Source organism: Rhodocaloribacter sp., assembly GCF_056451265.1.
Window position 1 is genome coordinate 15770 of record NZ_JBWOPL010000118.1, and the last position, 13291, is coordinate 29060.

11 protein-coding genes are annotated in these 13291 nt (G+C 60.0%); 10 read left to right on the forward strand and 1 reads right to left on the reverse strand.

Annotated elements, in window-relative coordinates:
* Positions 1–438 precede the first annotated feature (438 nt).
* On the forward strand, positions 439–987 hold the full coding sequence (locus AC1HIY_RS17195) for a UpxY family transcription antiterminator (RefSeq protein ID WP_479578027.1): 549 nt from the start codon (positions 439–441) through the stop codon (positions 985–987).
* A gap of 19 nt (positions 988–1006) precedes the next feature.
* On the opposite strand, the gene AC1HIY_RS17200 is transcribed toward AC1HIY_RS17195, so the two are convergent.
* Entirely contained in the window at positions 1007–1519 is a 513-nt protein-coding gene (locus AC1HIY_RS17200; RefSeq protein WP_479578028.1) for a hypothetical protein, read from the reverse strand.
* Positions 1520–1824: 305 nt separating this feature from the next.
* On the opposite strand from AC1HIY_RS17200, the gene AC1HIY_RS17205 reads away from it, so the two are divergent.
* The 9 genes from AC1HIY_RS17205 to AC1HIY_RS17245 all read left to right on the forward strand — a co-directional run bounded on the left by AC1HIY_RS17205 (position 1825) and on the right by AC1HIY_RS17245 (position 13173).
* A complete protein-coding gene (locus tag AC1HIY_RS17205; RefSeq protein ID WP_479578029.1) occupies positions 1825–4242 on the forward strand; it encodes a GumC family protein in 2418 nt (805 codons plus the stop codon).
* A 56-nt stretch (positions 4243–4298) separates the two neighbouring features.
* Positions 4299–5033 (forward strand): phosphoadenylyl-sulfate reductase, encoded by a 735-nt coding sequence (locus AC1HIY_RS17210; protein WP_479578030.1) that lies wholly within the window; start codon positions 4299–4301, stop codon positions 5031–5033.
* The gene (locus AC1HIY_RS17215; protein ID WP_479578031.1) at positions 5023–5994 is read left to right on the forward strand and encodes an NAD-dependent epimerase/dehydratase family protein; all 972 of its coding nucleotides are present in this window, start codon (positions 5023–5025) and stop codon (positions 5992–5994) included. The genes AC1HIY_RS17210 and AC1HIY_RS17215 overlap by 11 nt, the downstream gene beginning before the upstream one ends.
* Before the next feature lie 69 nt (positions 5995–6063).
* The gene (locus tag AC1HIY_RS17220) at positions 6064–6711 is read left to right on the forward strand and encodes a glycosyltransferase family 2 protein (protein WP_479578032.1); all 648 of its coding nucleotides are present in this window, start codon (positions 6064–6066) and stop codon (positions 6709–6711) included.
* 32 nt (positions 6712–6743) lie between these two features.
* Positions 6744–7805: an SDR family NAD(P)-dependent oxidoreductase gene (locus AC1HIY_RS17225; RefSeq protein WP_479578033.1), complete on the forward strand. Its 1062-nt coding sequence runs from the start codon at positions 6744–6746 to the stop codon at positions 7803–7805.
* Positions 7796–8974, forward strand: a complete 1179-nt coding sequence (locus AC1HIY_RS17230; RefSeq protein ID WP_479578034.1) for an NAD-dependent epimerase/dehydratase family protein — start codon at positions 7796–7798, stop codon at positions 8972–8974. The genes AC1HIY_RS17225 and AC1HIY_RS17230 overlap by 10 nt, the downstream gene beginning before the upstream one ends.
* Before the next feature lie 71 nt (positions 8975–9045).
* Complete coding sequence (locus AC1HIY_RS17235) at positions 9046–10410, forward strand: flippase (RefSeq protein WP_479578035.1); 1365 nt, start codon at positions 9046–9048, stop codon at positions 10408–10410.
* A gap of 152 nt (positions 10411–10562) precedes the next feature.
* On the forward strand, positions 10563–11930 hold the full coding sequence (locus AC1HIY_RS17240; RefSeq protein ID WP_479578037.1) for an O-antigen ligase family protein: 1368 nt from the start codon (positions 10563–10565) through the stop codon (positions 11928–11930).
* 124 nt (positions 11931–12054) lie between these two features.
* Positions 12055–13173 carry a glycosyltransferase gene (locus AC1HIY_RS17245; RefSeq protein ID WP_479578038.1) on the forward strand — a complete coding sequence of 373 codons (1119 nt, stop codon included), beginning with the start codon at positions 12055–12057 and terminating at the stop codon, positions 13171–13173.
* Positions 13174–13291 lie beyond the last annotated feature (118 nt).

Consider the following 13291-nt stretch of genomic DNA (forward strand, 5'->3'; position numbering starts at 1 on the left):
GCCGGGTGCGAAGAGCGGTTTTTCGCCGACCCGGCAATTTCGATACCTAGCACGACCGAGCCGCAGTGGTGTTTCCGTTTTCGTTTCGGTGCGCGCGTTTGACCGTCGGAGCAAGGGCCTGGAATCCGGCGCTTTAAGCAGCGTGAGGGGGGCCTCAGGCGGGGCCGCCGTCATCCCGGGCTGCGTGAACAACTGATCAAGGCTTGTGAGAGAAAAAGAAACGTCCTATTATCAGACACATCGCTTCTATTGCCGTTATGGCGCTCACGTTTCGGTCCCGTTGAGCGGAGCCGAATAGAAAGCAATCATCACTCTGCCTTCGCCGGCGACGGATGCGTGAAAAAGACGTTTCCGTAACCGACGTGGCGGAGCTTTGCCGGTGAGGTTCAACGGATGGGAGCGGGTCCTTTATCGATCACGCGGAGGGAGAACGCGCGTATGGGAGAGGTGGTCATGACGCCCCGGCGGAAAAGCCTCTGGCGGGTGTTCTATACCGCGCCGAGGGCGGAGAAGAAGAGCGCCTCGCGGCTGGAGGAGCAGGGGATCGAGGTGTTTTTGCCCACCCGGGTCGCCATCCGGCAATGGAAGGATCGGAAGAAGAAAGTCGTCGTTCCGCTCTTTCCGAACTATGTCTTCGCCCACGTGGACGAACGGGAGCGGCTTCAGGTGCTCCAGACGTCGGGCATCGTGCGGTGCGTGTCGTTCGGCGGCGCGCTCGCCGAGGTCCCTCCGGAGGAGATCGAGAACCTCCGGATCACGCAGAACGACCCGGGGCGTCTCGAACCGCTTACGTTCCCCATGCCGAAGGAGGGCACGCGCGTGGTTATCGAGGAAGGGCCGTTGCGGGGGCTGAAGGGCGAAGTCGTCTCGCACCGGGGGCAGACCCATCTCGTGCTCACCGTGCCGTCGATCCGCCAGGCCGTCCGGCTCAACGTGCCCGCGACGTGGACGAAGCCGCTGCCGGAAGAGCCCCGAACGACCGTCTAGCGCGCCTCTGCGACGTCGCTCACGCGACGGGCGCCGGGATGCGAAAGACCTTCGCGTGCCAGGACCGGCCGGCCGGTTTCTCGAAGCTGCCCTCCCGCAGCGCTTGCACCGACGTGATGCTCGGGTCGAAGACGGTCGTGGCCGCCGTCACCGCGCCCGAGCGGACGCGCTCGCGGAAGGCCGGTCGCGGAAGGCTCCTGATGACGCCGTCGGCGTCGCGGAAAAGCACCTCGAGCGTGGAGAGAAAGCCAATCGAGAGCGCCGCAAAGGCCTCCTTGACCGTTTGAATCGAGGCGTCGATCCCGCACCCGGAGAGCTCGCCGTCGGGAACGAAGCCCGCCACGAGGAGAAAGCGGTCGTGAAGAATCAGCGCCTCACCCCGAACGCGATGCCCGTGGGCGGTCCATTGCGCGAAAAAGGGTTGCAGGCGTTCGAGCAGACGGCTCTGTTCGTCGGGAGAAAGCGGCCGGTCCGCAACGTAGATCCAGAGCGAGGCGTCTTCCGGGAAAGCGGGGAAAAGCGGATTCTTCATGGGAAGCGTTTCAGGTTGTTGGGGTCGGTGTTCGGTGGCACGATCTCCACACATTCGGTGGCACGATCTCCACACAATCGCGGCTATTACGCCATGCGTCTCGAAAGGATCGGACCTACGTTGACGTTTCGTCACGAGTCGTCTGCACACGAGGCGGCGCATCCTTCGCAAAGCGTTGACTGGCAACCGACCGTGTGGTACCTTAGTTTGATAAGATAATATTTTATGCCGCGCCTTCTGCTTCTCCGGAGCCGGAGGGCAAAAGGCCCTTCTTGAAGCACTCACGTCACCATTACCAGATGCCGATGCAAACCCCCAGGATGGACGCTCCTCTTCCCTCACCTGGTCAGGGTCCCGTGCCGCCGCTCGCGGACCCGTTCATGCGGGAACCTGCCGGATACTATCATTCGGTGAAAAACAGCAAGGATCAGTTCCGCGAGTTGCTCGACATCCTCTATCGCGGCAAGTGGATCATCCTGTCGGTCTTCGTGTTGGTGGTGGCCCTCGCGGCGGCTTATACCTATACGGTGGCTCCCGAGTATGAGGCGTACAGCCTCGTGCACATCAACTCGAAAGGGTCCTCGGATCTGAGTTCGGTGCTCGGCTTTGGCGGCGGCACGTCGTCGTGGTGGGGGCAGAATCGTGAGATTGCCAATGAAATGGTCGTGCTTCAGCAGTCGCTTCCCATGGCCGAGCGTGTGGCCGAGGAGTTGATGGAGCTGGGGACGGTGCCCGAGACGGGCGAGCCGCTGACGATCCTCCAGACACCCGAGGGTATGGAACCGCTCACGAAAGAGGATGTGGCGGCGCTCGTACAGATGCGCATCCACGTGGCGCAGGAAGGCGAAGACGTGGACGTCGTGCGCGTGACGGCGACGAGCACCGTGCCCGGGGAGGCGGCGCTCCTGGCGAACCTGTACACGGAGGAGTTCCGGCGTCGGACGCAAGAGACGAGCCGGGCGCGCGTGGCCGCCTCGCGCAAGTTTTTGCAGGAACAGGAGGCGAAACTCTCCGCCGACCTGGCCGCGCTCGAAGACCGGGTGCGCGCGTACATGAGCAGCGAGGGCGCCGTGGCGCTCGATCAGGAGGCGGAGGGGACCGTGTCGCAGATCGCCCAGCTCGAAGCGATGCGCGACGAGGCGCGCGTCGAGCTTCAGATGAAGCGGGCCTCGCTCTCTTCCCTCGAAGAAGAACTGGCCCGGATCGAGCCGCGCATGGCCCAGCGCGTGGCCTCCGGCGTGGAGAAGGAACTCGAACTGGCGCAAAGTCGCCTGGCCGAGCGCGAAGTGGAACGCGACCGCATTTACCTTAAAAACCCGGAATTGCGGAACGGCCCGCCGAACGAACAGCTGCAACTCATCAACGAGGAAATCGCGCAACTCCGCGGTAAGATCGATCGGCTCTCGAAACAGTATGTGAGCGAAGTGATGGCGCTGGGCGGCGTCGATATGTCGAAAGACGGCAGCGGCCTCGAATACATCGCCCGGCTGAATCGCCAGATCGTGGATGACCGCATCGCGCTGACGGGGCTGGAGACCAAAGTGCAGGTGCTCGACCAGCGGCTGAACGAATACAGCGCCAAGCTCCGCAACCTGCCCGCGCAGTCTATTCAGCTGGCGCAGCTCCAGCGCGCCCAGCAATCGACCGAGCGGATGTACCTGTTCATCGTCGAAAAGCTTCAGGAAGCGCGGGTGGCGGAAGAGTCCGAACTGGGCTACGTCGACATCATCCGGCGCGCGCTGGTGCCGACGTTTCCGGTGCGCCCGAAGAAGATGCGCACCCTCGCCATGGCGATCGTCCTCGGCCTGATGTTCGGCATCGGGCTGGCGATGGCGCGGATCAAGCTCGACCGGCGCATCTACCGGCCCGAAGACCTGCGCGAGATGGGCTACACGGTCCTCGGCCTCATCCCGAAGATGGACCAGATCATCAAGGAGGACTTCTCCGGAAAAGAGACGATCACGCTCGATGGACGAAAAATCAGCACGAGCCTGGTCTCGTTGCTCACGCCGATGTCGCCCATCGTCGAGGCCTACCGGCAGGTTCGGACGAACATCCATTTCAGCCGTCCCGACACCATCGTGCAGACGCTCCTGCTGACGAGCGCCGGCGCGGGGGAAGGCAAGACCGTCACGGCGTGCAACCTGGCCGTCGTCATGGCGCAGTCCGGGCGAAAGACGCTCCTCATCGACGCCGACCTCCGGCGCCCGCGCGCGCACAAGGTGTTCGGCCTCAACCGGCATCCGGGGCTCGTCGAGCTGCTCTTCGAGCACGGTGAGATCGACATCGAGCGCTTCGCCACCGGCATCGACGATCTGTACATCATCCCCGCCGGTGCGATCACGCCGAACCCGTCCGAGCTGCTCGGCTCCCGCCGGATGCGCGAACTCATTGCGCAGCTCCGGCAACACTTCGACATGATCATCTTCGACACGCCGCCGGTGATGGTGGCCACCGACCCGGTGCTGCTCGCCACCCAGTGCGACGCCACCATCGTGGTGACGGCGGCCGGGCGCGTCGAGACGTACGAGCTCGAACAAAGCATGGACGCGCTGAAGAACGTCGGCGCCGTGGTCATCGGCAACCTGCTCAACGGGTTCGACGCTTCGATGGCCCACGGGTACAAGTACAAGTACAAATATTACAAGTACGGATACGGAAATAAGTACGGGAGCTATTACCGTTCGGCCCCGTCCGAGTCCGAATCCGAATCCGAGGCCTGATCGCCTTCGGGCACGCCGGGACCGTTTCGTTTCCATGTGAGGAGAGGGGCTGATTGATGGACGCCTCCGCACTCGATATACCGGCTCTGAACCTGCGCTTCGAAGGCGCCTCGCCGGAGACGATCCTCGGATGGGCCTGGCGAACGTTCGGACCGGAGCTTGCCGCCACGTCTTCGTTTCAGACCCAGAGCGTGCCCCTCCTGCACATGATCGCCCGGGTCGCGCCCGAGATGCCGGTCTTTTTTCTCGACACCGGCTTCCATTTCCCCGAGACCCTCGCCTTCCGCGACCGGCTGCGCGAACGCTTCGGCCTGAACGTGGTGGCCCTCACGCCGGAAGACGGGCACGAAGCGTTTCGCCGCCGCCACGGAGACCTCTACCGTCGCGACCCCGACCTGTGCTGTTTCATCAACAAGGTGGAGCCGCTCGAGCGCGCCATGAAGAGCATGCGGGCGTGGATCAGCGGCATCCGCCGGGATCAGACCCTGCACCGCGCGGCGACGCCCCTCGTGAGCCTCGGGCCGGAGGGGCGGGTGAAGGTCTGCCCCCTCGCCGGATGGTCGCGGCGCGACGTGTGGCGGTACCTTCACGAACACCGGCTGCCGGAGCATCCCCTCCTGAAAAAAGGCTACCTCAGCATCGGATGCGCGCCGTGCACCCAACCGGTAGCGGACGGCGCGGGCGAGCGGGACGGAAGGTGGACGGGACGGCAAAAGACGGAGTGCGGCCTGCATCTGACGGGAAAACGATCGGTGAAAACGACCTCGGGAGGCGAAAAAGATGGCGTCTGACGTGCGTACGGTGCTCATAACGGGCGGGTGCGGCTACCTCGGGTCCCGGTTGATCCGCGACCTCGCCGCCGATCCGCGCTTCGAAACGCGGGTCCGCATCCTGGACAACATGCAGAACGAGGGCTACCGCGCGCTGATGGATCTGCCGGAGCGGGGACGCTTCGAGTTCATCGAGGGCGACGTGCTCGACCGCGCCACGTTGAAGCTCGCCCTTCGCGGCGTTGACGCCGTGGTGCATCTGGCGGCGGTGGTGCGCACGCCGATGAGCTTCGACCAGCCGCGCTGGGTGCAGCAGGTGAACCACTGGGGGACGGTCACGCTCGCGGAGACGTGCCTGGAGCAGGGCGTGCGGCGCTTCGTCTATGCCGGCAGCGCAGCGGTCTACGGCCCCGGCGGCCCGTTCACCGAAGCCGATGCCTGCCGCCCGCAGGGCGCCTATGCCCAGTCGAAACGGCAGGCGGAAGAGGCCCTGGCCTCGGCGGCGGAGCGGGGGCTGCGGCCCACGTGCCTCCGCCTCGCCACCCTCTTCGGACACGCCCCCGTGATGCGGTTCGACGCCGTGGCCAACCGCTTCGCCTACATGGCCGGCACGCGTCGAAAGGTCACCGTCTACGGCGACGGCAAGCAACGCCGGTCCTTCGTCCACGTGCGGGACGCAAGCGCCGCCGTGCGCTTCTGCCTGGCTCACGACGACCAGACCGAAGGCCGGACGCTCAACGTCGTCGGCGAAAGCCGGTCCATCCTCGAACTCGCCGAAGACGTCGTGCTGATCCATCCCGAGACGTCCGTGCACTTCACCGAACAGGACATCCGGACGCATCTGAACCTCGAGATCGACGGGACGGCCATCCGAACGCTCGGATGGCGGCCCCGGCATACGCTCCGAGAAGGCCTCGGCGAACTGATCGACCAGTTCGCCCGCGTCCACCGGCCCGACGTTTTCCTCCACACCTTTGAGTAAAGCCTGTGAACGGAAACATCCCTCGACCTTCGATCGCACCAACGGATTACCCTTAAAACGAACCGGGTCATGGAGCCCCTCGCCGTGAGCGCCGTCATGCCTGCCTATAACGAGAGCGGTCGCATCGCCGCCGCCGTCGAAGCCGTGAGGCCGTACGTGGACGAAGTGCTCGTGATCGACGACGGGAGTACGGACGCGACGGCGCGGGAGGCCGCCCAGGCCGGGGCGCGTGTGCTCCGGCAGGCGAAGAACCAGGGCTACCTCGCTGCGATCAAACGCGGGTTTGCCGAGGCCCGGGGCGCCGTCGTCGTCACGGTCGACGCCGACGGCGAGATGCCGGTCGAGCGCATCCCCGACCTCGTTCGCCCCATCGCCGAGGGAAGGGCCGACATGGTGCAGGGCCGGCGCGAGCGGATCGTCCGGCCCTCCGAAGCGCTCCTGACCCGCCTTGCGCGCCTCAAAGGACCCGTCGGCGACTCCGGAACCGGCTTCCGGGCGTTGCGCACCGAACTGGCCCGCAGGCTCAAATTAAAAGGGGCTTGCATTTGCGGAGTCTTCTCCTTAGAAGTACTTTCCCTCGGAGGGCGGATTACCGAAACGCCCATACGGCTGCGTCACGTCGACAAACCCAGGCGCATCGCCTGGTATCACGCCCGTCAATTTTTTTACGTCCTCGCCTGGTTCTTTCGCCGCCGTTCCGGGCAAGCGCCGTACTGATGAATGCATCCACAAGCACAGGTAGTTAACGTATGACACAGACCCCCTGGAAAAACAAACGCGTCCTCATCACCGGTGTATGCGGCACCGTCGGGCGGGAACTGCTCCGGCAGCTCGTGCAGAAAGATCCCCTCGAAATCGTGGGCATCGACAACAACGAAAGCGAGCTTTTCTTTCTCGGTGAAGAGTTTCGGGACTGCGGCCACATCAACCTCTACCTCTGCGACGTGCGCGACCGCGACGGGCTCGTCAAACGCGCAGACGGCATCGACATCATCCTCCACTCGGCGGCGCTCAAGCACGTCATCCTCTGCGAGCACTCGCCCGGCGACGCCATCCAGACGAACATCCTCGGCACGCAGAACGTCGTCGAAGCCGCCACGCGATGCGGCGTCGAGCGGGTGGTCTTCACCTCGTCCGACAAAGCCGTGAACCCGACCAACGTGATGGGCACGTCGAAGCTGATGGGCGAGCGCCTGATGACGGCGGCCAACGCGTGCAAGCGGGGCAAAGGCCCGATCTTCGCCTCCACGCGCTTCGGCAACGTGCTCGGCTCGCGCGGCTCGGTGATCCCGCTCTTCAAACAACAGATCGCCCGGGGCGGCCCCGTCACGCTCACCGATCGCCGCATGACGCGCTTCATCATGACGCTCGAACAGGCGGTGCGCCTCGTGATGGAGTCCGTCTTCATGGCCCGGGGCGGCGAGGTCTTCGTCACCAAGATGCCGGTCGTCCGCATCGTCGACCTCGCCGAGGTGATGATCGAAGTGCTCGCTCCCGCCCACGGCTTCGCGCCGGACGAGGTCGAGATCGCGGTCATCGGCAGCAAGCCCGGGGAAAAGCTGTACGAGGAGCTGGTCAACGAGGAAGAGATCCGGCGCACCATCGAACTGCCCGACTACTACGTGGCCTTGCCCGCCTTCAAGTCGGTCTACGAGGACATCGAGTACGTCTATCCCGGCATGGACGGGCAGGGGCTCGTGAAAGCGTATAATTCGTCCGTAGTGCCCGCCATGACGAAAGAGGACCTGCGGGCTTATCTCATCGAGCACAATCTTTTGACGGAAATGGAGGAGGCACAAGCATGCGTGTAATCATTCTCGGAGGCGACGGCTATCTCGGATGGCCGACGGCCATGCACTTCGCCGCGCGCGGACACGACGTCGTGGTCGTGGACAACTATCTCAGGCGTCTGATCGCCCGGCAGACGTCGTCCGAGGCGTTGATGCCGAACCCGAACCTGCATAAACGCGCGGAACTGTTCGAGGCGATCTCGGGGCATAAGATCCGGGTGGAGATCGCCGACTGCACGGACTACCGCTTCATGCAACGGCTCTTCGAGGAGTTCCGGCCCGAGGCCGTCGTCCACTACGCCGAGCAGCCGTCCGCGCCGTATTCGATGATCGGATACGACGAGGCGCACAAGACGCTCAACAACAACCTCAACGCGACGTTCAACGTCATCTGGGCGGTGCTCGAACACGCCCCCGATTGCCACATCATCAAGCTCGGCACGATGGGCGAATACGGCGCGCCGAACGTGGACATCCCGGAAGGATGGATCGAGATCGAGCACCGGGGACGCAAGGGCACGTTCCTCTTCCCCCGGCAGGCCGGCAGCCTGTATCACACCACCAAAGTGCTCGACACCGACCTGCTCTGGTTCTACGTGCGCACCTTCGGCCTGCGCGTCACCGACCTCATGCAAGGCCCCGTCTACGGCCTCTCGACGCCCGAGTCCGACCTCGACGAACGCCTGCTGCCGAATTTCCACTATGACGACATCTTCGGCACGCTCGTCAACCGCTTCCTCGTGCAGGCCGTCGCCGGCGTGCCGCTGACGGTCTACGGCAAGGGCGGGCAGGTGCGCGGGTATCTGAACCTCAACGACACGCTCCAGTGCGTCGACCTGGCCATGAACAACCCCGTGGACCGGGGCGAACTGCGCGTGCTCAACCAGTTCACGGAAACCTTCTCGGTGAACGAGCTGGCCGACCGGATGGTGCGGGTGGGCCGTCAGCTGGGGCTGGACGTGGAGGCGAAGTCGATTCCCAACCCCCGGAAAGAGCCCGAAGAGCATTACTACAACCCGGACCACTCCGGCTTGCTCGAACTGGGCCTGGAACCGCATTACATGACCGACGAGGTGCTCGCCGAGATGCTCGAGCAGGTGAGGAAGTACAAAGACCTCATCGACGTCGACATGATCATGCCCCGCGTAGTCTGGAATGAGGCGTCTAAGGCGGAATCCGGTGTTGCTTGAGAAAGATCTGAATCCGCTTCTCCGGTCTTCCTGCTCCAGGTTTTTTTCTCCCCGTTCATTGCTGTTCTGCCATGCAAAATGAGAACGAGCGGGAGAAGAAGCGTGGAAAAGGACTGGTCAAGACCTTCGTGACGGGTGCGAGTGCGGCTTTCGTGCTCAACGGGTCGGCTCGCGGGCTCAACTTTATCGTTCAGGTGGTTCTGGCTCGATGGTTGACCGTAGAGGGATATGGGATCTACGCGCTGGTGCTTGCATCCGTTAGCATGCTGGTGATCCTCGGCAAGTTAGGTCTGGACACGGTCGTGCTCCGGTATGTGGCGGCGATGTTTACGGAGGGCGCCTGGGACCGCCTGCGCGGCGTGCTCACGGGCTCGAACCGAATTGCGCTCGGGAGCAGCCTCCTCATTCTGGTAGCGGGAGAAGTGGTTCTTTACTTCTTTGGCGATGGGATGGAGCCTGCGTTGAGGCGGTCGTGGCAAATAGGGCTGCTGCTCGTGCCGCTCCTCGTGATGACGGGATTGCGTCAAGAGGCCTTGCGGGCACTTCGCCGGATTGTGGCGGCGCGTTTTCCGGAGAATATTCTGGTCCCCGTGTCCATGCTCGGGGTCCTTTTTTTTTTCCACCTCGGAGGAAAATCAGGCCCTGAATATGCGTTGATCGCGCGACTGATGGCGGTGGGGGGAGCGTTTGCCCTGGGGTCATGGTTGCTCTTGCGAGCTTTGCCGCCGGCGGTCAAGAAGGCGTCTCCGGAATATCATACGCGCACGCTCTTTATGGAATCCTTACCTTATCTCCTGGTGGCATCGATGCAGGTGGTTATGGGAAGGATCGACGTTGTGATGTTGGGCTATTACTTGGATGTGTCTGAGGTCGGGCTTTATAATGCGGCGGTTCAGCTTACAACGATCGCAGCCTTTGGACTCGTTGCCGCCAACACGATTGCCGCGCCGATGATTTCATCGTATCATGCGCAGGGCGATCGCGCGGCGCTGCAAAAGACGGTGTCGTTGACGGCTTTGGGAGCGGCCGGGTTTAGCGTGCTTGTTGTGTCGGGGTTCTTGTTCTTCGGGCGCTTTGCCCTGCAACTCTTCGGGGAAGCATACCTGGCTTCCTGGAGCGCGCTATGGATTCTTCTCGCGGCACGGATGGGCAGCGCGCTTGCCGGCCCGGTGGGATGGATTCTCGCCATGACGGGTCAGCAAAAGTATCTATCCAAGGTCTTGATTATCTTTGCGCTCGCAGACGTGATGCTGAACATGATCCTGATCCCGATCTGGGGAATCAAAGGAGCCGCTCTGGCCACGATGATCGTAACCGTTCTTTCGAATGGAGTTATGGGGTATCACGTGTTTCGAAAACTATCGATCAACCCAACCTGTTTGTCCCCGTCGGCGTTTCGCGCCCTGAAAACGCAACTGGATCGGTTGCGTTCATGAACGAGAATGTGGGTATTCGCTTGTGAAGCAAGAAAGAAGATGCTGGCAGAGAAAGGTCGAAGCGAATGCTAGACAAACGTACGCAAGGCTGGGTACGTGAAACCTGAAAGGAGCTTGATCCAATGCTTTGGTCTACACTGAGATATCTGGTTATGGGATGTTTCGTCGCAGCCCTCTTGCCACTCGGCGGGAAGATCGGCATCATTCCCCTTTATACGATCGATGTCGCTCTGGCGCCGCTCGCGTTTTTCTTTGCGGCAATGATAACAACCGAGCGGCAAATTGTTTTTACCTGGAATACAGCAGATAAAACTCTGTTATTGTTTGTTCTGCTGGTTACCGTCTTCGGGTTCTTTTCGGTACACCCGGAAAATACGATAGAGAAAGTACTGGTCTGGTATCGGATGGCGTTTTTCTATTTTGTGCTCCGAGTGCTCCTGGAGAACAAACAGTTGGGAATTAATGATCTCTACAAATGGTGGAAATGGTTTGCGGTCTTTCTTGGAATTCTGGGAGCCATACAGGTTTTTATTGATCCTGCCTTTGGCGTGATAGCCAATTACTTTGGTAACGATAGAGACGCCAATGATCTTTTCTTCCTCGAAGGTTTTGGCGACGTACCGCGCATCAGTGGGACGGCCTTTAATCCCTTGATTTATGTGCAGTGGATAGTTCTGTTCGGAACGTTGGTGAACGCGAGGTTGCTGTTCAAGGAAGAGATGACGCCCCGGACCATCTTTTTGATTGGAATCTTTCTCTTGTTAGAAGCAGCGCTGGTGATAGCGACGCTGGCTCGCGGGGGAGTCATGTTCTTTCTAGTGGTGAATGTGCTGCTTATCTATATGAGGTTGGGATTGTATAATGAGAGCAAGGCTGTCTCGTTTGTTAAATTTATGATGATCTTAATGCTTGTGATTATCGGGGTGTTCACGTTCTTGCCCCTGGGGCAGTTTACCGCTGTGCAGGCTCTGGAAGCACGCACGGAGACGGGAGGAATGAACAGGATACATCTCGTCGAACAGGGCTGGAAGCTTTTGCAAATCCCTAAAGTAATGTTGATAGGAACAGGGTTGGGCGCCTACTACCCGGCCCTTTTTGATTATCAGATAGGCATGGGGGAAATCGTAAAATGGAAAGATATGACGGAAAGTGCGTCGGGAATACATAATCTCTTTTTTAACTTGCTTGTTGAGGGAGGTGTTTTCGCATTCTTGCTTTTTGTGATTTTTTATGTATCCACACTGCGTAAGGCGTTGCAAATAAGGAATGCCTTAAAAAATACGAAATTATATTTTATGGGAGTGTTTTTATGGGTAATCATATTGGGCTTTGGTCTTGTGAGTTATCAATTGTATATAAGTAGTCTGAACTGGACTGTTCTTACTTTTGAGATGGCAATATTTGCCCTGGTGCATAGTGTGGATTTGAACTATGTGAAATATTGGGCCGCTGTGCAAAAGGGAATTGCAACAAAAATGTCACCTGTGAATCAGGATAGGTTTATTTTAAATCAAATCTAATATTCTTGATGGAAGGTCAGGCGATGTGAAATTGTTTTCGATAAGTATTATATATTTAACCTTTATGAATAGGCGTGAGGTTTTGGGAGAAGTTATATATATCAAGACGGGCGGAATAAAAAACGTGATCAATTCGACTCAGTATCAGCGCGCACTGATGTTAAGTCGACACTTTGATTTGATCATTGTCACGGATGGCGACATTCCCGGGGCGTTGGAGAAGAGAGCCGAAGCGAGTTTCAAGGTCCGTACAGGATGGGGCTTTGTCGCCTCGACGGTGCGACTGCTTCAGAGATTGTCGAAGGAGGGGCATCGCGTGATATATTCTTCAAACCAACCGCGAGCAGTTATCGCTTCCTACCTTGCGAAAAGATTGTTTTCATTTCGTTGGGTAGTTGACCTGTGGGATGATCCCATGCTTGCGTTCAGAAATATGCGAAAAGGCCCCTTGTTCACCTCGCTGTATCGAAAATTTTTGGAGCATAGCCTGCCTCGCGCCGATGTCTGGGTTCTGGGACTGCACGAGGAAATGCTTCAGGAGTTGCCGGCGCGAGGTGCGGGGCTGAGCGTCTTGAAAATCACGAACGGGACGGTGGTGTCTCTCAATAATGGGGCAGAGGAGCGCACCGCTGAATCCGGCGCTCCTGCAGCAGGCCCGCTTCGGGTAGGATATGCGGGGTGGGTTACCTTGCAGCGGGGGATGGACCTTGTGCTGGCGCTTCTACAAACGTTGGAGGAGGAGGAGGCACGATTTTGTTTCAGGGCATGGGGGGCGGCTGAAGACGACGCCCTGGAGGCTATTCAGAAGCACAATGGTCAGAGCAGGCATAAACTGAATTACCTGGGGAAAATCAGCCATGAGAATAGCCTGATCCAAATTGCAGAGAGTGATGTGTGTCTGTGCCTGCTAGACACCTCGGTCGTCAATTTCAGGTATTCCTACCCCATCAAACTATTCGAATATATGGCAGCGGGTAAGGTGGTCATTGCCACGAATACACCGGCTATCCGGGAAGTGATTGAAGACGGCAAGAGCGGGTTTTTGATCGAGAATACGGTCGATTCCTTGAAGGAAGCGCTTGAGAGGGTAGCCTCGATGAAGGAGCAGGGAACCATCCGTGCGATGGAGGAAGCCGCGAAAGAGCGCGTGAAAGCTTTTGACTGGAAAGACATCAACGATCAGGTCGCGCAGTTTCTTTCTTCCGAACTGTCTTTGCAACGAAAGGAAGGCGACAATGGCTAGCTTGATCAATGTGTGTGGCCCAGGGAGATCCGGCACCACCATGCTCGATTTGATGCTCGGCCATGGAGAGGATGCGTTCTCGTGTGGGGAAGTCGTCGCCTGGTTCCGGCCGTGGCGG

What these genes read in the sequence shown, in the direction of transcription:
- AC1HIY_RS17215 (WP_479578031.1), top strand. Translation starts at nt 5,023, where the DNA reads ATGGCGTCTGACGTGCGTACGGTGCTCATAACGGGCGGGTGCGGCTAC.
- AC1HIY_RS17220 (WP_479578032.1), top strand. Translation starts at nt 6,064, where the DNA reads ATGGAGCCCCTCGCCGTGAGCGCCGTCATGCCTGCCTATAACGAGAGC.
- AC1HIY_RS17230 (WP_479578034.1), top strand. Translation starts at nt 7,796, where the DNA reads ATGCGTGTAATCATTCTCGGAGGCGACGGCTATCTCGGATGGCCGACG.
- AC1HIY_RS17235 (WP_479578035.1), top strand. Translation starts at nt 9,046, where the DNA reads ATGCAAAATGAGAACGAGCGGGAGAAGAAGCGTGGAAAAGGACTGGTC.
- AC1HIY_RS17195 (WP_479578027.1), top strand. Translation starts at nt 439, where the DNA reads ATGGGAGAGGTGGTCATGACGCCCCGGCGGAAAAGCCTCTGGCGGGTG.
- AC1HIY_RS17210 (WP_479578030.1), top strand. Translation starts at nt 4,299, where the DNA reads ATGGACGCCTCCGCACTCGATATACCGGCTCTGAACCTGCGCTTCGAA.
- AC1HIY_RS17200 (WP_479578028.1), bottom strand. Translation starts at nt 1,519, where the DNA reads ATGAAGAATCCGCTTTTCCCCGCTTTCCCGGAAGACGCCTCGCTCTGG.
- AC1HIY_RS17205 (WP_479578029.1), top strand. Translation starts at nt 1,825, where the DNA reads ATGCAAACCCCCAGGATGGACGCTCCTCTTCCCTCACCTGGTCAGGGT.
- AC1HIY_RS17225 (WP_479578033.1), top strand. Translation starts at nt 6,744, where the DNA reads ATGACACAGACCCCCTGGAAAAACAAACGCGTCCTCATCACCGGTGTA.
- AC1HIY_RS17240 (WP_479578037.1), top strand. Translation starts at nt 10,563, where the DNA reads ATGGGATGTTTCGTCGCAGCCCTCTTGCCACTCGGCGGGAAGATCGGC.